Below are 26,358 nucleotides of genomic sequence, written 5' to 3'. Positions count from 1 at the left end.
GTACCAAAAATGCTTGTTCTATGCTAAATATTTCATTAATTTAATGATACATTGGATTTTCATACTTGCCAATTTATTTAGGAGTCATTTTTTTGCATAAAGAAAAAGCGGGAATAATCCCGCTTTTTGTTTGTCAATTAGCGACGTAAGCCTAAACGAGTGATTAATTCACGGTAACGTTGTACGTCAGTTTCACGTAGATATTTAAGTAAGTGACGACGACGACCTACCATTTTAAGAAGACCACGCTCAGAGTGGAAATCTTTTTTGTGAGTACGTAAGTGTGTGTTTAAAGCATTGATTTCAGCTGTTAACACTGCGATTTGTACTTCTGGAGAACCAGTGTCACTTTCGTGAGTGCGGAACTCAGCGATTAATTCGTTTTTACGTTGTTTTGTAATAGCCATTTTATTGACCTCCTAAATAATTGTTTATCCCCATTAGCACAGTAAACGTTGGAGTCATCGATATACCGAGCTAAGGTTAAGCACTTTATGCACTTATGAATGTTACCATAAAAATATATGTCAAGCAAGCAATCTAATTTACCTCAACCTAAAACATTTTTTACGTCAGGCTAAAGTTAACTCAAGTTCTTGAAATATTGGATTGCTTGTTCTTTATCTAGCTCAATTTGCGTCTTCAAAGCCTCAATACCATCAAATTTACGCTCACTACGAATACGTTGATACCATCTCACTTTTACTTCTTCGCCATATATATTTTTTTCGAAGTCTAAGATATGTACTTCGATGGATAACTGTTTGTTATTTGGGTCTTTAAATGTCGGCTTATAACCAACATTACAAACACCATCATACCATTCGTTTTGCACGTTTAGACGCACTGCATACACGCCACTTGCAGGAATAAATACCCCTTCTAGCGCTTGTACATTGGCTGTTGGGAAACCGATAGTACGACCTCGTTTATCCCCATGTACAACCATGCCTGTTATTTCAAAAGGTCTGCCTAATAATATACGTGCTGCTTCCATATCGCCTTCTTGTAGAAGTTTGCGAATACGTGTTGAGCTGATTTTTTCTACATCATCGGCTTTTTTATCAACAACAGTCACACCATAATCGCCATTGCTTAATTTTCGCATATCCTCCATTGTCCCTTTTCCAAACGCGCCAAATGAAAAGTCAAAGCCCGCTGTAACATGCTGAATGTTTAATGCGCGAATAAATGTATCGATAAAGTCACTTGGTGATAACTTGGCAAAATCCGATGTGAAATGTACGACAAATACCTTATCAACACCCAATTCTTCAAATAATTGCAGTTTTTGTTGTAGTAACGTAATGTAAAAAACTTTTTCATTGCGTCCACCTAGCACTAATGAAGGGTGCGGATCAAACGTCATGACTGCCGTTGGAATTTGTCGCTTATTCCCCTCCTCCTTCGCAGCTGCAATTACCGCCTGATGACCTAAATGCACACCATCAAAAAAGCCAAGTGCAAGTGAGTATGGCTGCATACTATCTCGCTGCTGTAATTGATGTGGGTATTTTAAATGAATAACCTCCATACCAAAAATTCCTCCTACTCTATCGTCGGGAACATTTTATGTGGCTTCATAAACCCTTCCTTTGTCGGATGAGCCTGATAAACCGCAAATGCTTTCCCTTGTATCCCAAATACAATTTTATCATGTACCTTTAATAATGCATCGCTAGGAAGCACTTGTCCATTTAAAATTTCTTTTTCATTTGACTTATCAATCTCGATATACGGATAATCTGATAACGCGTATTCAACCGGTAAAATGCAGGCATCAACGTTCTCGTCTTCCATAAGCTCCGCCACTTGCGCTAATGTAAAACAGTTCTCTTTCGTAAATGTACCTGACGCCGTACGTACAAGCTCTGCCATATGTGCAGGGTAGCCAAGTGCTTCCCCAATTTGAACGGCTAACGTACGAATATACGTGCCTTTACTACATGCGATACGTACAGGAAATGTAATCTCTTGCCCTTCATATAAATCAGCATCATCTAATAGCTCAAGTGAATGAATCGTTACTTGACGTGTCGGCCTTTCCACCGTTTCACCTTTTCGTGCATATTCATACAAGCGTTTACCATTTACTTTGACTGCTGAAAACATTGGTGGTGTTTGAGAAATCACACCTGTTAACGACGCTAAAGCTTCAAGTAGCTGTGTTCGAGTGAAGGACTTTCGTGTAGTATTTTCTTCGACTGTTTCCCCTTCTGCATCTTCTGTCGTCGTTGTACGTCCGATAGAAATGACTGCCTCATACGTCTTCCCTGAATCTGTTAAGTATTCAGCGATTCGTGTCGCTTGCCCGATACAAATTGGTAACACGCCTTCCACACCAGGATCAAGCGTTCCTGTATGTCCCACCTTTTTCGTACGTAAAATTTTTCGTAATTTAAAAACACAATCATGACTTGTCATGCCACGTTCTTTCCAAAGTGGTAAAATACCGTTCATGTCTTTCCTCCTCTTTAATAACAAAAAAGTCTGCCTGCATGAACATGCATGTGGCAGACTTTTCATTTTTCTTATTCTTGTCTAGGCTAAAGCGCCATCTCCTCAAGGTCGTTTCAATCCCTCAGGTGAATGTGTTAGTGCCGCAAGCGCCACAGGATGTGGAGTGTTTGCGGTTAACGCTTGAGGCTCACACGATGTGAGTCATGTCGGCAATGCCGTACGGAAGCGGCGGTTTTGCCGACAAAGGGATAGACGGGTGCTGTAGCACTTTTCTTACTCTTTGTGTAAATCGCGTAATAATGAATCGATTCGGTTCCCATATTCAATCGATGAATCAAATTCAAAGATTAACTCTGGTGTACGACGTAAACGGATACGTGAACCGATTTCAGAACGGATGAAACCAGAAGCCTTTACTAAAGCTTTTAATGTTTCCTCACGTTCACGTTCATTACCTAAAGACGTAATATAAATAGTCGCTTGTTGTAAATCACCTGTTACATCAACACCAGTAACAGTTACAAAACCAACACGCGGGTCTTTAATTTTACGGCCAATAATATCGCCAAGCTCTTTTTTCATCTGCTCAGCAACACGGTTTGAGCGTAGAGACATAGTTAGTCACCTCAATTTCGTTGTCCAGATATTTGCGCTACACGCTTGTCAGGATTCCACAAGCATTTATCGCACGAAGACGAGCGCAAATACCCTTTCCTACCTATAAATAGTCTCGCCACACATTAAGCTGTTCCCATGCAGGATTCGACTGTAAAAAATGAAGTGCATGATTGATTTCACGCTCAGCTGCTTCTTTTGAAGAAGAAACAGCCACCAGCGCTAATTTCGTACGTTGCCATACATTTTGATGATCGACTTCCGCAATCGAAACATTAAATTTCTGCTTGGTGCGGGTAATCATTCGCTGCAGTACAGCGCGTTTTTCCTTTAACGAATGGGCAGTTTGAATAATGAATTCAACTTCTGCGTATACAATCATTAAGAACGTTTAATCTCTTCCATAATGTAGGCTTCAATGATGTCGCCCTCTTTAATATCATTAAAGTTCGTAATTGTAATACCACATTCGTATCCTCTTGCAACTTCTTTCACTTCGTCTTTGAAGCGTTTTAATGTATCAAGTTCACCTTCGAAAATAACGACGTTGTCACGGATGACACGTACGCCAGAATCGCGTGTTACTTTACCTTCTGTTACATACGAACCAGCAATTGTACCAACTTTTGATACTTTAATTGTTTGACGAACTTCAGCTTGACCAATAATTTTTTCTGCAAATTCTGGATCAAGCATCCCTTTCATCGCTTGTTCGATTTCTTCGATTACTTTATAAATGACACGGTGTAAACGGATGTCTACGCCTTCTTCTTCAGCTGCACGTTTTGCATTTGTATCTGGACGTACGTTAAAGCCGATAACAATCGCATTCGAAGCAGCTGCAAGTGAGATATCAGATTCTGTAATTGCACCAGCACCTGTGTGAATAATCTTCACGTTTACGCCCTCTACGTCGATTTTCATTAGTGATGCAGCCATTGCTTCAACCGTACCTTGTACGTCAGCTTTGACAATTAAGTTTAATTCTTTCATTTCGCCTTGACTCATTTGTTCGAATAAGTTATCAAGCGTTACACGTTGTTTTTCAGAACGTTGTGCTTGAATCGCTGTCATCGCACGTGATTCACCAACTTGGCGAGCTGTTTTCTCATCTTCGAATACTACGAAGCGGTCACCAGCTTGTGGCACTTCATTTAAACCTGTGATTTCAACTGGTGTCGATGGACCTGCTTCTTTAACACGACGGCCTTTGTCATTAACTAAGGCACGTACACGACCAAATGCATGTCCGACTACGATAGGATCTCCGACTTTCAACGTACCATCTTGTACTAAAAGTGTTGCAACTGAACCGCGACCTTTATCAAGCTGTGCTTCGATTACTGTACCAAGTGCTAAACGGTTTGGATTTGCTTTAAGCTCTCCAACCTCTGCTACAAGTAATACCATTTCTAGTAATGTATCGATACCTTCGCCTTTTAATGCTGAGATTGGTACGAAAATTGTTTCGCCACCCCAAGCTTCAGGTACAAGACCATGTTCTGTTAATTCTTGCATAACGCGGTCAGGGTTTGCTGAAGGTTTATCCATTTTGTTTACTGCTACGATAATTGGTACTTCTGCAGCTTTAGCATGGTTAATCGCTTCAACTGTTTGTGGCATTACACCATCATCAGCTGCTACCACTAGAATTGTTAAGTCCGTTACTTTTGCACCACGTGCACGCATTGTTGTAAATGCTGCGTGTCCAGGAGTATCTAGGAACGTAATTTTTTTGTCGCCTTCTGTTACTTGGTAAGCACCGATATGTTGTGTGATACCGCCTGCCTCACCAGCCGTAACTTTTGTATGACGGATAGAGTCAAGTAAAGTTGTTTTACCATGGTCAACGTGCCCCATGATTGTCACTACAGGTGGACGCTCTGATAATTCTGCTTCGTTTACTTCTTCAATTTGTTCGAAGTGCGTTTCTAAATCCGTAATATCCACACGAATTTCTTCTTCCACTTCTACACCGTATTCTGCACAAATTAACTCAATTGCATCCTTATCTAGCTCTTGGTTAATTGTAGCCATTACACCTAACATGAATAACTTTTTGATGATTTCAGATGGCTCACGGTATAATTTTTTTGCTAATTCTGCTACAGACAGTGATTCAACAAAAGTAATTTTTTCTGGTAATTCTTTTTGTTTCACTGGTAATGTAGGTTGGTGTGTTTTAGGATGACGACGTTTACCGCCATGAATTCCTGGTTTTGGACGTTGATTGAAACCGCCGCCTCTACGGTTATTATTATTGTTATTATTATTATTTTGTGTCATATTTCTATTTTGATTACCTTTTGCATTCTTAGATTTTTCGTTAGACGAATTTGAGTTTTGTTGCGTTTGTTGTTGATTGTTAGCACGAGGTTTAAACGAATTAGGTTGTTGCTTAGTACCTTCTTGTTTTTTCACCGATTGCTGTGGTTTTTGTTGCCCTTTATTAGCTTGTTGTGAAACTCTTTGAGTAGATTGTTTAGCTTCTTGCTTTTCTGCAGGTTTCTTAAATGTTTGGTTTAACTTCGTCACAGTGTCGTTTTCTAGCGTCGACATGTGATTCGTTACACTCACATTTATTTTACTTAGTGCTTCAATAACCTCTTTACTCGATTTATTCACTTGTTTCGCATATTCATGAACTCTAATTTTGGTCATCTGCTCACCCCCGATTATTTTTCGTTGAGTAGACTAGACAATTTGCTTGCAAAACCTTGGTCGGTAATAGCTAAAGCCACACGGGCCTCTTTACCTGTAGCATGTCCTAAATCATAACGATCGCCAATCACATGATACTCAACGTTGTAATACGTGCATTTATCTTGAATTTTTTTGCTAGAGTTTTTAGAAGCATCATTTGCGAGCAGTACTAGTTTAGCATTACCGTTTCTGACTTCTCTCACTACTAACTCTTCTCCTGAAGTGACTTTACGTGCTCTCGCCGCAATGCCAAGCAAATTAAAAACTGCTTGATTCGTCATAAAATTGACTCCCTACGAATCAATGTCAATAATTCTTCATAAATTTCATCAGGAATTTTCACATCAAGTTGATACCCTAAAACATTTTTCTTACGTGCGATGTCAACCGCTTGTTCTGACTTTGAAACATATGCGCCACGTCCAGGCTTTTTCCCTGTAACATCGACGCTTACTTCGCCCTCTTTCGAACGAACAACACGAATCATTTCTTTTTTCGGTAGCATATCTCCAGTTGCTACACATTTTCGAAGAGGTACTTTTCTATTAATCGACATAAGAATCACCTTTCCCTTATGAAAAACAAATACTAAAAGCGCCAGTTCCCACCCAACAAACCCTAAAGCCTCTTAGTTAGAGAGACGTTTTTCTCCGATTGAAGAGGTGAATCGAGCTCGAAGGGTTGGCACTTAAAGCTAGACGAAAAGCTAAATCAAAATACCCTATACTTTTTTCGTCTACTAGCATTGGTTTTCTTTCTTATTCTTCGTCGTCTTGATATAAGTCAACCGCTACATTTTCATAGTCGCTCTCTTCATCTTCAGCTAATACGAATGTGCTTGTAGCAGATGGATAAATACCTAACTCACGTGCATCTGTTTCGCTTTTAATATCAATTTTCCAGCCAGTAAGTTTAGCCGCTAAGCGAGCATTTTGACCGCGTTTACCAATTGCTAATGATAATTGATAGTCTGGTACGACAACAGTTGTTGATTTTTCTTCTTCATTTACTTGCACATCTAATACCTTAGAAGGGCTAAGCGCATTCGCTACAAATACGACTGGATCTTCTGACCACTCAACAATGTCGATTTTTTCGCCATTTAATTCGTTGACGATTGTTTGCACACGTGCACCTTTTGCACCTACACATGAACCGACTGGATCAATTTCCTCGTTATGTGCGAATACAGAGATTTTAGAGCGATCTCCTGCCTCACGAGCAATCGATTTAATCTCTACGATGCCTTCGTATATTTCAGGTACTTCCATTTCAAATAGACGACGAAGTAAGCCTGGATGTGTACGAGACACGATCACTTGTGGACCACGTGTCGTACGCTCTACTTTAGTAATATATACTTTAATACGGTCGTGTGGGTTATATGTCTCACCTTGAATTTGTTCATTTTGTGGTAATGCCGCTTCCACTTTCCCAAGTCCAACATAAATATTACGTGCATCTAGACGTTCTACAACACCTGTTACAATATCGTCTTCACGGTCTACATACTGCTCATAAATTATACCACGTTCAGCTTCACGTACGCGTTGTGTTACGACTTGTTTTGCAGTTTGTGCAGCGATACGCCCGAAGTTACGTGGTGTTACTTCTTGTTCCACAATGTCTTCAAGTTCGTATGCTGGATTGATAGCCTTTGCATCTTCAAGAGAGATTTGTAAACGTTCGTCGTCCACTTCTTCAACAACATCTTTACGTGAGAACACACGCATTGAGCCTTTGTCTAAGTTTAAGTCTACACGAACATTTTGAGCTTGGTTAAAGTTACGCTTGTAAGCTGTTACTAAAGCAGCTTCGATTGCTTCGATTAACACATCTCTTGAAATTCCCTTTTGTTCTTCTAGCGCAGTTAGCGCATCTAACAAATCACTACTCATTTTATTTTCACTCCTAAATATGCATTATGCTGAAAAATCAATGGCAAGTCGAGCCAATGCGATTTCTTTTTGTTCAATTGTCACAGTAATTTTGCGCGTTTTAATACGCACTTCCATTACTAATGTATGTTCATCATACGATGTTAAGTAGCCTAGGAATTCTTTCATGTCCTTAATGGGCTCATATGTTTTCACATAAATAAATTTCCCGATTGCTTTTTCAAAGTCTGTATCTTTTTTTAATGGGCGTTCTGCCCCCGGTGACGATACTTCTAAATAATAGTTTTGTGTAATTGGATCTTTTTCATCCAATAGTAAACTTAATCGTTCACTTACTTGAGCGCATTGGCTAATGTCAATTCCACCCTCAGGTGTATCTACATAAACACGTAAAAACCAGTCACGTCCCTCTTTAACAAACTCGACATTCACTAATTCGAGGTTTAATTCTTCAACGATTGGTGTAACGAGTTCTTCAATTACAGATGGTACTTTGCTCATAGTATCCTCCTGACATTCTTCAAATTCTGGCATAATAAAACACAAATTCCACCAGTTATTTTGGTGAAATTTGACGGTTTTACCAGCTGTTAGTCTCAAAAAATTTGTTTTGGTACGTATAACAACAGAAAAGAGCGGGAATGCCCCACTCTTTTGCTGGAAAACTATCAACAAATTATTACCATAAGAATAGCACAGTTTGCGCAAATTTGCAAACTTCCTAATTTATGAAGTTCATCCACTGATAAATTAACAAAAATCAAACTTAAAATAGCGATAACTGATTCGCATCTGGCATTCCCTCTAAACAGCCAAGCTGATCCATATACTCAATTAACGTTTTTGATACACGACCACGTTGCTGTAAGTCTTCTTTGGATAAAAACTCACCATCAGCACGCGCAGCTACAATTGTTTTGGCTACGTTTGTACCAAGACCAGGAATCGCATCAAATGGCGGAATTAATGAATTACCATCAATAATAAATTCACTCGCCTGTGAGCGATACAAATCAACTTTTTGGAAGCTCATACCACGCTCACACATTTCAAGCGCCAATTCCATAACAGTCAATAAGTTTTTCTCTTTCGTCGATGCTTCCAAGCCTTTCATATTGATTTCGTCGATTTTAGATCGAATCATTTGTGAGCCTTGCGTCATCGCGATTAAATCAAAATCGTCGGCACGCACTGTGAAATAAGCTGCGTAATATAAAATTGGGAAATGCACCTTAAACCATGCAATACGTACGGCCATTAACACGTAAGCGGCAGCATGGGCTTTCGGGAACATGTATTTGATTTTTTTACATGAATCGATATACCAAGCTGGTACTTTATTTGCCAACATTTCCGCTTCAAATTCATCCGATAAGCCTTTCCCTTTACGCACTGACTCCATAATTTTGAAAGCCAGCGAAGGTTCGAGCCCTTGATAAATTAAATACACCATAATATCATCACGACAGCCAATTACTTCTTTTAACACACATGTACCATTGTGAATTAGCTCTTGTGCATTACCTAGCCATACATCGGTTCCGTGTGATAGGCCAGAGATTTGCACAAGTTCTGAGAAAGTCGATGGCTTCGTATCCTCTAACATTTGGCGAACAAAGCGTGTTCCGAACTCAGGAATACCAAGGGTCCCTGTTTTACAGCCAATTTGCTTTTCTGTCACACCAAGTGATTCAGGTGAGCTGAATATTTTCATTACAAATGGATCATCCGTAGGTATCGTTTTAGGATCAATACCGGATAAATCCTGTAGCATACGAATCACGGTCGGATCATCGTGGCCAAGAATATCAAGTTTTAAAATATTATCGTGAATAGAGTGGAAATCAAAATGTGTTGTACGCCACTCAGCATCCTGTGCATCCGCAGGGAATTGTACAGGTGAGAAGTCAAAAATATCCATATAATCTGGCACTACGATAATCCCGCCTGGGTGTTGCCCTGACGTACGTTTAACGCCTGTACAACCCTGCACTAAACGGTCTACCTCAGCACCTCGGAAATGTAGATTATGGTCATTTGCATAGCCTTTTACATAACCATATGCTGTTTTTTCTGCAACCGTACCTATTGTTCCTGCACGGTATACGTAATCTTCTCCGAACAACACCTTTGTATAGTTGTGCGCCTGCGGTTGATATTCACCAGAGAAGTTTAAATCGATATCGGGAACTTTATCTCCTTTAAAACCTAAGAATGTTTCAAACGGAATATCTTGTCCATCTTTTTTATACGGTGTGCCGCACTCAGTACAGTCCTTATTCGGCAAGTCAAAGCCTGAACTTACCGAACCGTCATCAAAGAATTCGGAATGCTTACAATTCGGGCATATATAATGTGGCGGCAATGGATTTACTTCCGTAATTTCCATAAAGGTTGCGACAAGCGAAGAACCTACTGAACCACGTGAACCTACCAAATAACCGTCTGCTAATGATTTTTTTACGAGTTTCGCCGAAATTAAATAAATAACCCCAAATCCGTGCCCTAAAATCGATTTTAACTCCTTCTCGATCCGTGCTTTAACGATTTCCGGCAATTCCTCACCATAAATATGGCCTGCCATTTCATATGTTAAATTCGTAACTTCATCATCAGAGCCTTCGATTTTCGGTGTATATAAATCGTCTTTAATCGGCTTCACATCACCAATCATCGCTGCAACCTTTTGCGTATTTGTAACAACAATCTCCTTCGCAATATCTGGACCTAAAAAATCGAACTCTGCTAGCATTTCATCTGTCGTTCTAAAATGGACCTCTGGTAACTTCGATTTATTTAAAATATTCGCGCCACCTTGTGAACCGATTAAAATTTGCCTAAACATCCCATCAGTAGGGTCTAGATAATGAACATTTCCCGTTGCAACAACAGGTTTATCTAGTTTCTTCCCAAGTTTCACAAGCTTACGGATAATATCTTCAATCGTCCATTCATCTCGCACGACATTGCGCTCAATTAAGTGTGCGTAGACTGGTTTGGGATGAACTTCAATATAATCATAAAATTCAGCTACCTTTTCAGCTTCTTCAGGCGATTTTTGCATCATTGTTTCAAATACTTCACCTTTATCACAACCAGATCCAATAATAAGCCCTTCACGGTACATTTCTAACGTAGAACGCGTAACACGAGGCACACGGTAAAATGTCTTTGTATGTGCATGCGTGACAATTTTAAATAAGTTTTTCAAGCCATCATTATTTACTGCTAAAATTGTACAGTGCATTGGTCGAGCCTTTTTATAAGCATCGCCACCGCCAATATGCTTATTAAAATCATCGTGATACTTGATGCCCATCTCATCCGCTTCTTTTAATAAATGAAGAAGCAAATAACCCGTCGCCTCTGTATCATAAATAGCTCGGTGATGTTGCGTTAATTCGATACCGAATTTTTTACAAAGCGTATTTAAACGGTGGTTTTTCATCGTTGGGTAAAGTAATCGTGCAAGCTCTAATGTATCAATAACTGGATGAACGACACCTTCTAAGCCAAACTTTCTATAACCTGTGTACAAGAAGCCCATATCAAATGATGCATTATGCGCAACTACGATCGAATCACCAATAAATGCATGGAATTCCTTAATCACTTGCTCCACTTCCGGTGCATTACGCACCATATCATCGGTAATCCCTGTTAATTCAATTGTAGTGGCGGATAGAGCATGATGTGGATTTGCAAAACTTTCATATTTATCGATGACATGCCCACCTTGAATTTTGACAGCAGCCAGCTCAATTATCGTATCGTATGCAGTTGAAAGTCCTGTTGTTTCCACGTCAAAGACTACATATGTCGTATCTTCTAAGGAGCGATGTTGAGAGGCATAAGCTATTGGTACACCATCATTTACTAAATACGCCTCTAAACCATAAATAACTTTAATGCCATGTTTTTTTCCGGCCGCATACGCGTCAGGGAAAGATTGCACAACAGCATGATCCGTTATCGCAACAGCCGGGTGCCCCCACTTCGCTGCTTGAGCTACTAGGCGGTCTACTGGCGTAACAGCGTCCATTTGACTCATTGGTGTATGCAAATGCAGTTCTACACGCTTTTCGCCTTCAGGTGCTAAATCTTGGCGAGTTTCTTTTTTAATTTCGTTGATATCATTTGCCATTACGATTAAATCGCGGATAAATGTATCAGTTTGGACAGAGCCACGTACCTTCACCCACATACCCTTTTTCAAGTGCTGCATGAGTGTAGCATCATCATTATCACGTGAGAACATTTTTACGACGATTGAATCTGTATAATCGGTAATCTTTATTTGCAATAAAGAACGACCACTTTTCAGCTCTTTAATCTCCGCATCGAATACAAAGCCCTCGATAATCACACGACGCTCTTCTTCTACGATACGCTTAATTTCCATAATTTCATCGTCTTTAATGTGCATACCAAGTTGTAGTGGGCGGTCGCCAAGAGATGCAACAGCGGGATTTTCTTTCTTCTCTTGCTCACGCTTTTGGAAGTCTTCCATTGCTTGCTGCGCAAGTGCAATTTCCTCTAAACGTTTTTGCTCGACAAATGCTTCTTGTGCCGCACGCATTTCATCTGTCTCTTCTTGTAGGATAAAATCCATCGCAATCGGAGGGAACCCAAATTGCCCGTAACTTGCCGAAAGCTTTTCAGCATACTTCGTTTTAAGCATCATTAACTCCATCTCTTGCATACAAGAAAGTGTTATTTTCTGCCCATTCCAAGTCGGCGTTTGCGATATAAGACCGCTTTTTAATGTCGGTGCCATATCATCAATCTGCTCGACAACGGTTAACCAGTACGCTTGAATAAGCTCTTCAGTAACTGTTTTTTCAATCGTTTCAAATGTGACATTAACCTGTGCGATGGCTGCAAATTTTTCCGATAAATGCGTTCGGAATAATTGATAAAGCGAGAAAGGTAAAATATCACGGAGTGTAATGGAAAAATTCCATAGTCTATTTTTTTTATGCACTGTTAAACGTGATAATTCGCCCCCTTCGAAAAAGGACATATACACATCATCTGTCAACTCTAGCTGTTGCAAGAGCATTTGAAATCGCAGCCTTGCTTCTTGTTGCTGTTCCAATGGGGTGACACCTACTTTCTATATAATTCAAAATCCAGTATCGAAAAAGAAAGGAAAGTACCCCTAAGTGTACCTTCCTTCCATGAAATATTAGTTTTTACGGAAAAATTCGTTTAAGTGATCAATAATCTCTTCTTTTTTCCATTCGAAAGTTTCGCCAGTTTGACGAATTTTCACTTCGACGATGCCTTCAGATGCTTTTTTACCAACAGTTACACGTACTGGTAAACCAATTAAATCTGCATCCGCAAATTTAACCCCTGCACGTTCCACTCGGTCATCCAATAATACATCATAGCGATACGATTTTAATAAGCCATATAATTCTTCAGCTAAGCCCACTTGTGCTTCATCTTTCGTATTAACAGGCACAACATGAATATCGTATGGTGCTAATTGTGTTGGCCATACAAATCCATTATCGTCTTGGAAATGTTCAGCAACAGCTGCTAAAATACGAGAAACCCCAATACCGTAGCAACCCATTATGAATGGTTGTGCTTTTCCTTGCTCATCTAAAAACGTACCATTCATTTTTGAAGAATAAGTTGTGCCTAATTTGAAAATGTGCCCAACTTCAATACCCTCTGCAAATTTGATGATACCTTGTCCATCCGGAGAAGGGTCACCCTCTTGAATGAAACGAATATCTAAGTAATCATTCACAGCAAAGTCACGCTCTGGATTAACGTTTACTAAGTGATAGCCGTCTTCGTTTGCACCAGCAACCCCGTTACTAATTGATTTGATTGCTTTATCTGCAATAACTTTCACGTCTACTGGTAATTTCACCGGTCCAATTGAACCTACACCACAACCTAGTAAGTCGCGTATTGCTGCTTCACTTGCAAGTTCTACCGACTCAGCTTCAAGTGAATTTTTCAATTTAATATCATTAATTTCGTGGTCACCACGAGCAAGTACAACGACTAACTCTCCATCTACATCAAATACTAATGATTTGATCACAGTCGCTGCATCCACATTCAAGAAAGCAGATACTTCTTCGATTGTCTTTTGATCGGGTGTTGCTACTTTTTCAAGCTCTTTTAATGGAGCATCAGGTGCCTTGTATTCAGTGATTACTTCAGCCATTTCAATATTTGCTGCATAATCTGATGTATCTGAGTAAGCAATTGTATCTTCACCAATTTCTGAAAGCACCATGAATTCATGCGTACCTTTACCACCAATCGAACCAGCGTCTGCGATAACTGCACGATAGTTTAAGCCAAGACGAGAGAAAATATTTGAATATGCACGGTACATATCATCATAAGTTTCGTCTAAGCTTTCGCGAGTTGCATGGAATGAATAGGCATCTTTCATAATAAATTCACGGCCACGTAATAAACCGAAACGTGGACGTTTTTCATCACGGAACTTTGTTTGAATTTGGTAAAGCGTTAACGGTAACTTTTTGTAAGATTTAATTTCATCGCGTACTAATGTTGTAATTACTTCTTCATGTGTTGGACCTAATGCGAAGTCGCGATTATTACGGTCTTTCAAGCGCATAAGCTCTTGACCGTATTTTTCCCAACGACCAGATTCCTGCCATAGCTCTGCCGATTGCAGGGCAGGCATTAGTAATTCGATAGAATTAATAGCTTCCATCTCTTCACGAATAATTGTCTCAATTTTTGTTAATACACGTTTAGCTAAAGGTAAATATGAATAAATTCCGCTGGCATTTTGACGGATAAATCCAGCACGTAGTAATTGCTTATGAGATTTAACATCCGCATCAGCAGGTACTTCACGTAGCGTCGGGATTAATGTTTTACTTTGCTTCATTAAGTGTTCCACCTTTTTTCAATATATATAAGTTCATACTCTAGCATAATCAAATTTAGCTTTGAACGCAATGATTGGAATCATACACGCCCAAAGCTATTTTACACTAGAAGAAAAATCGTTGAATATCGTTCCATGTAACAACCACCATTAAGATCATGAGTAGCACGATCCCAACAAAATGGATCATCCCCTCTTTTTGGCGATCAATCGGTCTGCCTCTTACCGCTTCATAACCAAAGAACAACAATCGTCCACCATCAAGTGCTGGTAGTGGCAATAAGTTCATGATTCCAAGGTTAATACTTAACATCGCTGCCCATGTCATTAAATTGTAAATACCATACTGCGCAACTGTTTCTGTCGCTTTATAAATACCCACAGGTCCTGAAAGTGCGTCAATCGTGAACTTACCCGTAATCAGCATCCCAAGTAATTCAAAAATACGCATAGTCATATTGTAAGTTTCCTGCGCACCATTGACAACGGCCTTTAATGGATTAAACTCACGTGGACTTTCATATTTGACACCGATTTGCCCATATCGCTTGCCTTCTATTGTTACTTCTTTCACCAGCATCGCTAAATTTTCTGTTTGTCCATTTCGTTCAATGGTTACATTAATCGTTTCGCCAGCGCTTTCTTGTACAATTCCAGCTAATTCCTGCCACTTTTCAACCACTTGTCCGTCAATCGCAGTCACCTTATCCCCTGCAATCATACCCGCTTGTGCTGCTGGATCATTTTTAACGACTTCCGTAATGATTGGTTCATACGTAGGAACACCATTTAATAACCCGATAAGTAAATAGATGAAAAATGCTAGAATAAAGTTAAATAAGGGGCCTGCAAAAATTGTCATCGCACGTTGACCAACAGTCTTCGCATTAAACTGACGATCATACGGTGCAATGATTGTTTCTCTACCATTTTCTACAAGCACGCAGTCTCTCGACACATTATAGCGTACGAGTTGTTCTTCTTCATCATAGCCTTCAATAAACAAATCGCGCTCTAGATCAGCACGTTCCACTTCTAAAAATAGAAGATCTGGTAATTGTCTATTATTTTGGTTGAAAATAATTTTTTTAACCAGATTATCATCATTAATAATAAGTCCGACACGATAGCCTGGTTGTAATTCCGTGCTTTCCATATCTTGTCCAGCCATAAGTACATACCCACCAATAGGTAGTAAACGTATCGTATAGAGTGTTTCCCCTTTTGTTATAGAGAAAATTTTCGGTCCCATACCAATGGCAAATTCTCGTACCATTATTCCTGCACGTTTGGCGAACAGGAAGTGGCCTAGCTCATGGAAGAAGACAAGCGAGCCAAATATAAAAATAAATGCAATAGCTGTTTGCATAATACCCCACCTTCAATAGCGAATAGTTGATGACGCGTTTCTTACGTTATTTTACCATGTCCAACACTGTTTTTCTTGTCTCACTATCTACATGTAAAATCGTCTCTAAATCCGGCACTAAAATATTGTTATGTGCCTGCATCACACGCTCAATTGTTTCATCAATTTCAAGGAATGTAATTTTCCCTTGTAAAAATGCCGCAACTGCCGCTTCATTTGCCGCATTCATCGCTGTTAGAATTGTACCACCCATACGTCCAGCCTCGTACGCTAAACGTAGTGCGGGGTAACGCTCAAAGTCCATTTCTTTAAAATGAAGCTGACCAATTTGCGCTAAATTGAGACGCTGACCGTTATGTAGTGGGATACGATCTGGATAGCTAAGTGCATATTGAATCGGTACGCGCATGTCCGGTGTACCAAGCTGTGCAATAACACTAGTATCATGATACTCAACTAGAGAGTGAATAATACTTTCTCTATGCAAAAGCACATCAATTTTATCGTAAGGCATATCAAATAATACGTGCGCTTCAATGACTTCTAATCCCTTATTCATCATTGTTGCCGAATCAATTGTGATTTTCGCACCCATTGACCAGTTTGGATGATTAAGTGCATCTGCCACAGTTACAGCTTTTAATTCATCACGTGTTTTATCACGGAAACTACCACCTGAAGCTGTAATGATTAATCGCTCAATATTTTTCGGATTCTCTCCATTCATTGACTGGAAGATTGCTGAATGCTCACTATCTACCGGCAAAATTGGAGCATTATATTTTTTTGCCTCAGCCATTACTAAATGACCGGCAGTAACAAGTGTCTCTTTATTTGCAATAGCAATTGTTTTGCCCATACGAATCGCAGCAAGTGTCGATTCTAAGCCAACACTTCCAAGCACAGCATTTACGAGTACTGTTGAATCTGGATGCGTAGCGACCTCTATAAGCCCTTTCGCGCCAAAAGTGAAGTGAATGTTCGGATAATCCTTTTGTAAGGCACGTGCATCTTCCTCAAACTGTACAGACACAAGCTCCGGCTTCAGCGCCTCAATCATCTCACGTGTTTTTTCAATATTTCTACCAGAAGAAAAGGCAACCAACTGAAACTCTTCTGACTGCTCTTTTAAAATATCGTAAGTTTGCCATCCAATAGAGCCTGTTGCTCCTAATAAACTTATTTTTTTCACAACGATTTGTCCCCTTTTATGTCTAGACTAAAACGCAGTCCTCGTAAGCTGACGCTTTAGCACTTTTCTTAATTACCGAAAAGATGTAAAAAATGTAGCAATGGCACAACGAATAATAAACTATCGAAGCGATCTAATATCCCGCCATGCCCTGGTAAAATAGTTCCTGAATCTTTCACTCCATAATGACGTTTAATCGCCGATTCAACTAAATCGCCCATTTGTCCAATGACTGAAGCAAATATCGTAATGAAAATCAGTGAAACATAACTGTTCATAAATGGATAAATCATTTGCATACCAACTGCGAAAATCACAGCAATCACAATTCCACCGACAAAACCTTCCACCGTTTTCTTTGGTGAAATTTCAGGCCATAGCTTGTTCTTTCCAAATTTACGACCAACAAAATAAGCACCAGAATCCGTTGTCCACACGACTAATAAGCAATAGACAACATACTCTAAACCATTATTACGTGTCTCAATTAAGTAATGGAAGCCCATACCAACGTAAAAAGCACCTAGTAATATAAAGCCTACTTCATCAAAGGTAATTTTATTCTTTACGAGCACGACATATATCAGCAATAAAATCATCAAGCCATATACGACCATTAAGCCCGAAGAATAACCAATAACTTTTACTACTTCATCTGCCCAATCTTTCGGGATTACAAGTAACCCTAATGTCAGTAACCCAATCACACCAGGTATAGAAAAAATCGAAATACCCTTCATTTTCAATATTTCATAAAAGCCTACTACAGCCATAGCCACTACTAATAATGTAAATGGCACTTCCCCGTAAATAACAAACGGGATAAAAAGTGCTGCTGCAACAATGGCTGTAATGATTCGTTGTTTCAAGTTGTTTCTTCTCCCTTCAACCCACCATAACGACGATTACGTTTTTGATAGTTTTCAATCGCTGTCAATAAAGTTACCTCACTAAAATCTGGCCACAACGTGTCTGTAAACCAAAATTCAGTATAGGCAAGTTGCCATAACATAAAGTTACTCAGTCTAACTTCACCGCTTGTACGAATTAATAAGTCTGGTTCAGGTAAATGAGCAGTCATTAGATGTGAAGTCATACACGCTTCATCAATTTCATCAATTAGCAACTGTCCATCCTGTACTTTTTGTATAATTTTTTTCATGGCACTCACCATTTCGGAACGACTACCGTAATTTAAAGCGAAATTTAAAATGAGACCTGTATTATGTTTTGTTTCTTCCATTGCCTCGAATAATGCAGTTTGTGTATGCTTTGGAAGCAGTGTTGGATCACCAATCATTTCAACCCGTACATTGCGTTCCATCATTTCCGGTAAGAACGAGCCTAAAAACTCCCCCGGCAGACGCATTAAAAAATCGACCTCCGCTTTTGGTCGTTTCCAGTTTTCTGTCGAGAACGCATAAACCGTTAGCACTTTAATGCCAAGGTCAGATGCAAATCTTGTCACCTTGCGTACTGTCTTCATACCTTCGTGATGCCCAGCAACACGTGGCATCGCACGTTTTTTTGCCCAACGTCCGTTTCCGTCCATTATAATCGCTACATGGGCAGGAATTGGCTCGCTTTTAGAAAGAGCAACGCGTTCCTCCAATGATAGTGTTTCTATATTTATTTGTTTTCCTAATAGCTTTTTAAACATACTAACTCCCCCACTACAACTAATCGGACGTATACTTACTTATAATAACAAACATAATGCCTTCTTGTCTTTTTTTTCCCTTTAAATTGACTATGTGTTTACCCTGTCAATTAGAACAAACAAGTAGTATAAAAAAAGAAAAGACGTCCTGTAATATATAGGACGCCTTCATCTCATCAAAAAGTTCCATCATAGAATTGTAGAGCGTCAGCTTACACGTCTAAAATTTCTTTTTCTTTCTCTTTCGTTACTTGATCTACTTTCACGATGAACTCATCTGTTAACTTTTGAATATCTTCATTATACCCACGTAAACCATCTTCTGTGATTTCGCCAGCTTTTTCAAGTTTCTTTAGATCGTCATTTGCATCACGACGTACATTACGTACAGCGATTTTTGCATCTTCCGCTTCTTTTTTCACTTGTTTAACAAGGTCTTTACGACGTTCTTCTGTCAAAGCAGGAATCATTAAACGAATTACACTACCGTCATTTGTTGGCGTAATGCCGATATCTGACTTCATAATTGCTTTTTCGATCTCACCTAGAATTGTTTTGTCATAAGGTGTAATAACAAGAAGACGTGCTTCTGGTACAGAAACGCCTCCAAGTTGGTTAATTGGAGTTGGTGCACCATAATAATCTACAGTGATACGATCTAAAAGAGACGCGTTTGCACGGCCTGCACGGATTGATGCTAATTCACGAGAAAAAGCAGCAATTGATTTATTCATTTTATCCTTAGCTTGTTCAATTACTTGTTTAGCCATTATAAGTTCCTCCTAACAACGGTTCCAATTTTTTCGCCTTGAACGGCACGTTTAATATTACCTTCCTCTGTAATAGAGAAAACAATTAACGGAATATCATTATCCATACATAAAGTTGAAGCTGTTGAATCCATTACTTGCAAACCTTGTTGAATAACGTCTAAGTATGTGAGTGTGTCATACTTCACAGCAGCTGCATCCACTCGTGGGTCTGCAGAATAGACACCATCCACATTATTTTTTGCCATTAAAATAGCGTCTGCATCGATTTCAGCTGCACGTAATGCCGCAGTTGTATCTGTAGAGAAGAATGGGTTACCTGTCCCTGCTGCAAAAATCACAACACGTTTTTTCTCTAAATGACGCACTGCTTTACGGCGAATATATGGTTCTGCAACTTGCGTCATCACGATAGAAGATTGAACTCTTGTTTCAATCCCTAATTTTTCAAGAGCATCTTGTAATGCTAGAGAATTCATAACTGTTGCTAGCATGCCCATATAGTCCGCTGCCGCACGGTCCATGCCCATTTCACTACCGATTTTTCCACGCCAAATGTTACCGCCACCTACAACAACAGCAACTTCTACATCAAGATCCACTACTTCTTTCACTTCTTCTGCAACAGACTTGATAATTTTTGGTGATAAACCAAAGCCAGCCTCACCAGCCAACGCTTCACCACTTAATTTTATGACTACTCGTTTATATTGTGGCACACTCATTGCAAACCTCCGTCAGACATTTATTTAAAAGCATTACTACTCTATATTTATATTCTATATAACAACAATTGGGTTCATCACCGAAACTAGTGGTTGATTTCCGTTGCGCCAGCGTGCTTTCCGAGGGGGGATTCACTCGATCCAGGGTCTTACCTGTTACGCTGATCCTCAAGGAGTCACGCTAGCTCCACTCCAATCAACAAACGCTTTATTTAAAAGCAAACTCCACCTTTTGGTGAAAATCCAATAATTGCTAGTATAGACAATTCGAGCACAACTATATTCTTTTCCTGAAAAATAGGGAACACGCTATGTTGTGTTCCCCATTTTTATCTAGAAATTATTTGATTAGGCGTATTAGTTACCTTTAACTTGGTTCATAACTTCTTCAGCGAAGTTATCTTCACGTTTTTCGATACCTTCACCAACAGCGTAACGTACGAATCCAGTTACTTTACCACCAGTAGCTTCTACGAAAGTACGTACTTTTTGATCTGGGTTTTTAACGAAAGTTTGGTCAAGTAAGCAAACGTCTTCGAAGTATTTACCAAGACGGCCTTCTACCATTTTCGCTACGATGTTTTCTGGTTTGCCCTCGTTAAGAGCTTGTTCAGTTAACACTTTGCGCTCTTTTTCAACTTCATCAGCAGAAACTTCGTCACGAGAAACGTAAGTTGGGTTAATAGCAGCGATGTGCATAGCTACGTCTTTTGCAGCAGCTTCATCAGTAGAACCTTCAAGAACTACTAATACACCAATACGTCCACCCATGTGTAGGTAAGAACCGAATGCGTCTGCATCAGTTTTTGTTTTTATTTCAAAACGACGTAGGCTGATTTTTTCACCAATTGTCGCAACAGCAGTTGAGATTTGGTCAACGATTTTTACGCCTTCTGCATTTTCAAGCTCAAGAGCCGCTTCAACAGTTGCTGGTTTAGCAGCTAGTAATTGTGCAGCAAGTTCTTCAACTAATACTACGAATTTATCGTTTTTTGCTACGAAGTCAGTTTCAGCATTTACTTCAAGTAAAATTGCTTCGTTACCTTGAGCTAAAATGTAAGTTGTACCTTCAGCAGCGATACGGTCAGATTTCTTAGCAGCTGATGAAAGACCCTTTTCACGTAAGAAGTCGATTGCAGCTTCGATGTCACCTTCTGTTTGTACTAACGCTTTTTTACAATCCATCATACCAGCGCCAGTTTTTTCACGTAATTCTTTTACTAATTGTGCAGTAATGTTTGCCATTTAGTGTTTCCTCCTTAGTTGGTTGAAAATAAATTAAATTGTTAGATATAAGTTCTAAAAAAGGTGATAAGGGGTTTGATCCACTTATCACCTTTTTGTAAACGTGAATTACTCAGCAGCTGCTTCAGTTGCAGGAGCTTCTTCTTCACCTTGTTTTGACTCAATTAATGCGTCAGCCATTTTAGCAGTTAAAAGTTTAACAGCGCGGATAGCATCGTCATTTGCAGGGATTACGTAGTCGATTTCATCTGGATCACAGTTTGTATCAACAATACCTACTAGAGGGATGTTTAATTTGCGAGCTTCAGCAACAGCGATACGTTCTTTACGTGGGTCAACCACGAACATAACGTCTGGAAGATTGTGCATATCACGGATACCGCCTAAGAATTTAACTAGACGTTCGTGTTCTTTTTTAAGTTGGATTACTTCTTTTTTAGGAAGAACTTCGAAAGTTCCTTCTTCTTCCATTTTTTCGATAGCTTTCATACGTGCTACACGTTTTTGAATAGTACCGAAGTTTGTTAGAGTACCACCTAACCAACGTTGGTTGATGTAGTAGTTGCCTGAACGTTCAGCTTCGTCTTTGATCGCTTCTTGTGCTTGTTTTTTCGTACCAACGAAAAGAACTTTACCACCGTCTTGACCAACTTGACGCATGAAGTCGTAAGCTTCCTCTAATTTTTTAACAGTTTTTTGTAAGTCGATGATGTAGATCCCGTTACGCTCAACGAAGATAAATTTCTTCATTTTTGGGTTCCAACGACGAGTTTGGTGACCGAAGTGTACACCAGCTTCAAGTAATTGTTTCATAGAAATTACTGACATGTGAATTTCCTCCTAGAATGTTTGGTTTTTTTCCTCCGTATTTATCATCTGCAACAAGCTACCCTGACTATCAGAGCACCACTTACTACATCAAAATACGTGTGTATTGATAACACCATTTGCAAATATAACATAGGACATGCATATCCGCAACTATTTTAGCTATGAAATTTCAATAAAAGCTCGATTTCCGTCTTTCCTTTTTGAAGTTGCTTAGCAATTTCCTCTATAGTTTGCCCTTGTTTCGACAACTTTATCACTTGCTCCTCTAATGTAAGCTCTTTTTGAGTTTCTTCAATCACTGCCTCTTGAATCGCTACAGGAGCGCTTTGATTTACTGTATTATTGGATGCATTTTGTTGGCGACTATAGGCATTTACCGCGATATTTTTCGGAACAAAGACGCGCTGTTCTACTTCAAAATTAGTCTTACTTTCCTCTTTAGAGGATCTTTCAACTGTTGCTTGTTGTGCCTCTAATTCTATATGCTGTTCTTCTTGCATGATAGGATGTGCCGCAACAATAGACTGAGGTTTGGGCACCGTCTGCAATTCGCTAATGAGACGATTATTTTCATCCTTCATCTCCGTCAAATATAGACTGATTGTGTCATCCATTTCACGCATTAAACGCTCTTGCTTTTTCTCTAAATCTTGGAACTTAGCAAGCTTTGTATTCAAAATAACAATGGCATAAAATGACAGAAGTTGTAATACAAATAGCACTACGATTAATATGGTTGTCATGTTGCACTCCTATCCACTAAAGTCCACGAAATTCCCTTTAAACGGATGCTGAGCTTGCTTCTCTGGTTTTTCGTCACTATTCTTTTTCTTTTTCCGAGTACCATTTATATACTCAGTACCCGCTTCTTCTTCTTCACTAATTTCATCCGTAGCTTCTGAGGTATTCACAATTTTCTGCTTACGCTCTATTTCCTTTTTCAATGCCTCATTCGCATTTGCCTGTTGAGCTAAAGCTTGTTGCTGGGCCTGATCAGCCATCTTACCTGCTTCAAACGTTTTTGGAATAGCAATTTGTAACTCTACACCCTTTAAACTCACAAAAATCCCTCCCCTAGTGCACTGACTGATTCAAAACTTAACTATTAATCATTTCAGTGGCTAATAGCTTTCGTAACTTTAATAACGCCTTTGAGTGAATTTGAGAGATACGAGAAGTTGACAGTTCTAACAATTCCCCTATTTCAGTTAGTGTCATTTCTTCTGTATAAAATAAGCTTAATACGAGTTGCTCTTTATCATTTAATTTTTGAATATTGGCAGCTAAATCGCCGAGTAGCTCAGACTTCATAACAACATGTTCAGGTGTCTTTGTAGCATCATCTCGAATGACAAATGCCTTTCCTTCAGCTTCCTCTTGATCCTGTTGCTCATTGATAGAAAGTACATTTGAAAAAAAATGTTCCTGTACAGTTTGATAGACTTCATCAACTGGCAATTCCATATGTTCAGCAAGTTCTTCAGGTGTCACATGACGCATATATTTTTGTTCCAAATGTTCAATTTGAGCATCTAGTTTTTTGGCCTTTTCCCTTGCAGACCGCGGAAGCCAATCCTCTTTCCGTAGACCATCAATAATTGCACCTCTTACTCGAAAAGATGCATACGTATCAAATTTCAAATCACGATTAATATCAAATTTATTGAGCGCATCAAATAAACCTAGCATGCCTAAGCTCATTAAATCATCTCTCGAAACATTCTTAGGTAACCCAGCACCAATTCTTTGTACGTGATAAGACACAAGAGAAGTATACTTTTTAATGAGTAAGTCACCTGCATCTGGATCACGGTCATTAATCCACTTACTCCAGAGTTTTTGTTCATCGTTTAGAATTAATTGTGTCATGAAATCCACCTCTCTTATAAACCGATGCTATTCTTCCCTATATTGTACCAAAATTCGATGGTAATTTCATAACTTACCATAGAGAATATTTAGGAATTACCATCAAATGTGTCCACATAAAAACAGGTCGTCTCAAAAGGTAATTGAGACAACCCAAAATTTTCATGAATTCACTTGTTCTTCATCGCGATGCATCATTGTGCGAACAACTTGCGCTATCTCTTCTGTGTTTTCATCTTGGAATTCAACTGTTGAATTCGCAGCTTTCTTTTCTTGATTATTTTCAAGACTATCCTCATCTTGTACTGCTTCATCAAGTTCATTTTCAATTAGATTCTCTTCTCTATCAGGTGTATATAGAATATACGACACAAGATAACGTACAAGAAACATAACTAAAAATACAAGAATAGCCGATACAAACGAGCCTATTAAAATTCGAACTGGCGAATAGGAACTTTGAAAAGTCATAAAAAAATAAACTGAAAATGCCAAAAGTGCCGCCCATAGGTTGTAAAAAATAGAACCAAACATTATATTTCACTCACTCCTTGGTTGACCGTTCGAATATGTAATTTCGATGTCATAGGATCAAATTCAATTGTTCTACCACTGCTGCCACCCGTATCTTCAGCAATTAAAGGAATAGCATTTCTCTTCAATTCTTGTTTGACTGCCTCAACATTGCGAGGACCAATCCGCATTGAATTCTTATCTGATGTAAATTGAAACATTTGTGCACCTCCAGCAATCTTTGCCTTCAGTTTAAATTTTTGAACACCTTCAAGTTTCAATAAATCGATCATTGCGGAAATACCTGTATCAGCAAATTTTGCAACATTAATTGACTCTGCTCTTCCTAGTTTAGAATCTGGTAGCATGACATGTATTAAACCTGCAATTTTTTTTGACTCATCGTATAAAATAACACCTACACAGGATCCAAGACCAGACGTCCGGATCGTGTTCGGCAATTTTGCTACATCCATTTGTGCAATTCCAACCTTTATAACTTGTCCGCTATTTAACATATCACTATGAAACTCCTAATGCTTTAAAAATAGCTTCAAATGAGTCCGGATCAGGCAATAAGAAAAAGTGCCCCCTTACTGTCTCATGATCCTCAACCCCGTCTTCTAAAATGGATGTGTTAATTACGATGACATTATCACTTACATGTGATAATTCGATTAAGCCAATACTAATAATTGCACCAAACATATCTACACTTAAACCTGGCACTGTTGGGTAGATTTTTAAATTTGTAAAATCCGACAACGCTGATAAATATGAACCTGACAAAATATTACCCATTTCTTGCATCGCCGATAAACCTAATTCAGAAACTGGTGGTTTTTTAAAGTCAAACGACTCATCTTGAATTAGACGCCGAATAAAACGATTTGCTTGTTCGATTGGTAAAATAAAGAACATACTACCTTCCGCATCACCCTCGATACGCAAGAAAATACCGACAACGACGTTTTCAGATCCCCCAGCAAGTTCCATCATGTCATTAAACGACACCATTTCTACCTTAGGGACACGCATATCGATTTTCTTACCGAGTAAATCGGAAAGTGCTGTTGCAGCATGTGCAGCACCAATATTTCCGATTTCTTTTAATACGTCTAAATGTAGCGATGTAATCTTCTGATTATATGCCATATATCATCCCTACTTTAGTGGATTTAATACTTTCTCTAAATGCAGTAAAATCAATAATCGATTATCTAATTTCGCCACACCTGAAATAAATTCTTCACCTAGTGAGCCGACTACTTCTGGTTGTGGCTCAATAGAATTTGCTGTAATGTCTAACACATCATTCGCTGAATCTACAACAAAGCCAACTTCCATATCTTCTAAAGAAATAATAATGATACGCGTTGTTTCTTCGTTTTCAGAGATCGGTAGTTCAAAACGTTCTCGTAAATCAACAATCGGAGTAACAACACCACGCAGGTTAATAACACCTTTTACATACTTCTCAGTTTTCGGTACGCGTGTAATATGCATTAACTTTTCAATTCCTTGTACATGTGACACTGGAATCGCATATTCCTTATCTGCTAATTGAAACACAATTACTTTAATACTTTCTTGTTCAATTACGTTTGTCATGG

The 26,358-nt window shown here is 39.0% G+C and carries 27 protein-coding genes; all 27 read right to left on the bottom strand.

All coding sequences use genetic code 11. The features are described from left to right. Positions 1-137 precede the first annotated feature (137 nt). Positions 138-407 (bottom strand): 30S ribosomal protein S15, encoded by a 270-nt coding sequence (gene rpsO / locus ACIQZG_RS03480; RefSeq protein ID WP_402753773.1) that lies wholly within the window; start codon positions 405-407, stop codon positions 138-140. Positions 408-583: 176 nt separating this feature from the next. Further along, on the bottom strand, positions 584-1,534 hold the full coding sequence (gene ribF, locus ACIQZG_RS03475; protein ID WP_402753772.1) for a riboflavin biosynthesis protein RibF: 951 nt from the start codon (positions 1,532-1,534) through the stop codon (positions 584-586). 14 nt (positions 1,535-1,548) lie between these two features. Further along, positions 1,549-2,460, bottom strand: a complete 912-nt coding sequence (gene truB, locus ACIQZG_RS03470) for a tRNA pseudouridine(55) synthase TruB (RefSeq protein ID WP_402753771.1) — start codon at positions 2,458-2,460, stop codon at positions 1,549-1,551. Between the two features lie 273 nt (positions 2,461-2,733). Further along, positions 2,734-3,075, bottom strand: coding sequence for a 30S ribosome-binding factor RbfA (rbfA, locus tag ACIQZG_RS03465; protein WP_205441992.1), 342 nt, complete (start codon positions 3,073-3,075; stop codon positions 2,734-2,736). 103 nt (positions 3,076-3,178) lie between these two features. After that, positions 3,179-3,457 carry a DUF503 domain-containing protein gene (locus tag ACIQZG_RS03460; protein WP_402753770.1) on the bottom strand — a complete coding sequence of 93 codons (279 nt, stop codon included), beginning with the start codon at positions 3,455-3,457 and terminating at the stop codon, positions 3,179-3,181. Continuing rightward, positions 3,457-5,736: a translation initiation factor IF-2 gene (infB, locus tag ACIQZG_RS03455; RefSeq protein WP_402753769.1), complete on the bottom strand. Its 2,280-nt coding sequence runs from the start codon at positions 5,734-5,736 to the stop codon at positions 3,457-3,459. The genes ACIQZG_RS03460 and infB overlap by 1 nt, the downstream gene beginning before the upstream one ends. Positions 5,737-5,750: 14 nt before the next feature. Further along, complete coding sequence (locus ACIQZG_RS03450) at positions 5,751-6,059, bottom strand: YlxQ family RNA-binding protein (RefSeq protein ID WP_402753768.1); 309 nt, start codon at positions 6,057-6,059, stop codon at positions 5,751-5,753. Beyond that, complete coding sequence (rnpM, locus tag ACIQZG_RS03445; RefSeq protein WP_053584302.1) at positions 6,056-6,334, bottom strand: RNase P modulator RnpM; 279 nt, start codon at positions 6,332-6,334, stop codon at positions 6,056-6,058. The genes ACIQZG_RS03450 and rnpM overlap by 4 nt, the downstream gene beginning before the upstream one ends. Before the next feature lie 202 nt (positions 6,335-6,536). Next, a complete protein-coding gene (gene nusA / locus ACIQZG_RS03440) occupies positions 6,537-7,676 on the bottom strand; it encodes a transcription termination factor NusA (RefSeq protein ID WP_402753767.1) in 1,140 nt (379 codons plus the stop codon). A gap of 24 nt (positions 7,677-7,700) precedes the next feature. Then, positions 7,701-8,177 (bottom strand): ribosome maturation factor RimP, encoded by a 477-nt coding sequence (gene rimP / locus ACIQZG_RS03435; RefSeq protein WP_402753766.1) that lies wholly within the window; start codon positions 8,175-8,177, stop codon positions 7,701-7,703. Between the two features lie 265 nt (positions 8,178-8,442). Continuing rightward, positions 8,443-12,774 carry a PolC-type DNA polymerase III gene (locus tag ACIQZG_RS03430; RefSeq protein WP_402753765.1) on the bottom strand — a complete coding sequence of 1,444 codons (4,332 nt, stop codon included), beginning with the start codon at positions 12,772-12,774 and terminating at the stop codon, positions 8,443-8,445. 90 nt (positions 12,775-12,864) lie between these two features. Further along, positions 12,865-14,571 (bottom strand): proline--tRNA ligase, encoded by a 1,707-nt coding sequence (locus tag ACIQZG_RS03425; RefSeq protein WP_402753764.1) that lies wholly within the window; start codon positions 14,569-14,571, stop codon positions 12,865-12,867. 106 nt (positions 14,572-14,677) lie between these two features. Beyond that, positions 14,678-15,940 (bottom strand): RIP metalloprotease RseP, encoded by a 1,263-nt coding sequence (rseP, locus tag ACIQZG_RS03420; RefSeq protein WP_402753763.1) that lies wholly within the window; start codon positions 15,938-15,940, stop codon positions 14,678-14,680. 46 nt (positions 15,941-15,986) lie between these two features. Further along, positions 15,987-17,132 carry a 1-deoxy-D-xylulose-5-phosphate reductoisomerase gene (gene dxr / locus ACIQZG_RS03415; protein WP_402753762.1) on the bottom strand — a complete coding sequence of 382 codons (1,146 nt, stop codon included), beginning with the start codon at positions 17,130-17,132 and terminating at the stop codon, positions 15,987-15,989. Positions 17,133-17,200: 68 nt separating this feature from the next. Beyond that, entirely contained in the window at positions 17,201-18,001 is an 801-nt protein-coding gene (locus tag ACIQZG_RS03410) for a phosphatidate cytidylyltransferase (protein WP_402753761.1), read from the bottom strand. Next, on the bottom strand, positions 17,998-18,792 hold the full coding sequence (locus ACIQZG_RS03405; protein WP_402753760.1) for an undecaprenyl pyrophosphate synthase: 795 nt from the start codon (positions 18,790-18,792) through the stop codon (positions 17,998-18,000). The genes ACIQZG_RS03410 and ACIQZG_RS03405 overlap by 4 nt, the downstream gene beginning before the upstream one ends. Before the next feature lie 212 nt (positions 18,793-19,004). Next, entirely contained in the window at positions 19,005-19,562 is a 558-nt protein-coding gene (frr, locus tag ACIQZG_RS03400) for a ribosome recycling factor (RefSeq protein ID WP_402753759.1), read from the bottom strand. Continuing rightward, on the bottom strand, positions 19,562-20,287 hold the full coding sequence (gene pyrH / locus ACIQZG_RS03395) for a UMP kinase (protein ID WP_402753758.1): 726 nt from the start codon (positions 20,285-20,287) through the stop codon (positions 19,562-19,564). Before pyrH ends, frr begins: the two co-directional genes overlap by 1 nt. 357 nt (positions 20,288-20,644) lie before the next feature. Further along, the gene (gene tsf / locus ACIQZG_RS03390; protein WP_402753757.1) at positions 20,645-21,532 is read right to left on the bottom strand and encodes a translation elongation factor Ts; all 888 of its coding nucleotides are present in this window, start codon (positions 21,530-21,532) and stop codon (positions 20,645-20,647) included. Positions 21,533-21,640: 108 nt separating this feature from the next. Beyond that, positions 21,641-22,360, bottom strand: coding sequence for a 30S ribosomal protein S2 (gene rpsB, locus ACIQZG_RS03385; protein ID WP_053584313.1), 720 nt, complete (start codon positions 22,358-22,360; stop codon positions 21,641-21,643). Between the two features lie 158 nt (positions 22,361-22,518). Then, entirely contained in the window at positions 22,519-23,106 is a 588-nt protein-coding gene (locus ACIQZG_RS03380) for a hypothetical protein (RefSeq protein WP_402753756.1), read from the bottom strand. Positions 23,107-23,115: 9 nt separating this feature from the next. Beyond that, positions 23,116-23,424: an RNA polymerase subunit sigma gene (locus tag ACIQZG_RS03375; RefSeq protein WP_402753755.1), complete on the bottom strand. Its 309-nt coding sequence runs from the start codon at positions 23,422-23,424 to the stop codon at positions 23,116-23,118. A gap of 37 nt (positions 23,425-23,461) precedes the next feature. Beyond that, a complete protein-coding gene (locus ACIQZG_RS03370) occupies positions 23,462-24,232 on the bottom strand; it encodes a FliA/WhiG family RNA polymerase sigma factor (RefSeq protein WP_402753754.1) in 771 nt (256 codons plus the stop codon). Between the two features lie 162 nt (positions 24,233-24,394). After that, positions 24,395-24,703 carry a hypothetical protein gene (locus ACIQZG_RS03365; RefSeq protein WP_402753753.1) on the bottom strand — a complete coding sequence of 103 codons (309 nt, stop codon included), beginning with the start codon at positions 24,701-24,703 and terminating at the stop codon, positions 24,395-24,397. Positions 24,704-24,765: 62 nt separating this feature from the next. Continuing rightward, positions 24,766-25,263 carry a chemotaxis protein CheD gene (locus ACIQZG_RS03360; protein ID WP_402753752.1) on the bottom strand — a complete coding sequence of 166 codons (498 nt, stop codon included), beginning with the start codon at positions 25,261-25,263 and terminating at the stop codon, positions 24,766-24,768. Positions 25,264-25,267: 4 nt separating this feature from the next. Beyond that, a complete protein-coding gene (locus ACIQZG_RS03355) occupies positions 25,268-25,900 on the bottom strand; it encodes a chemotaxis protein CheC (RefSeq protein ID WP_402753751.1) in 633 nt (210 codons plus the stop codon). Between the two features lie 9 nt (positions 25,901-25,909). Continuing rightward, positions 25,910-26,356, bottom strand: coding sequence for a chemotaxis protein CheW (locus ACIQZG_RS03350; protein WP_402753750.1), 447 nt, complete (start codon positions 26,354-26,356; stop codon positions 25,910-25,912). Positions 26,357-26,358 lie beyond the last annotated feature (2 nt).

The sequence above is a fragment of the Lysinibacillus sp. NPDC096418 genome (assembly GCF_044762775.1).
GTDB lineage: Bacteria > Bacillota > Bacilli > Bacillales_A > Planococcaceae > Lysinibacillus.
The sequence above is the reverse complement of the archived record's forward strand: the minus strand, read 5'-3'. Positions and strand labels throughout refer to the sequence as shown.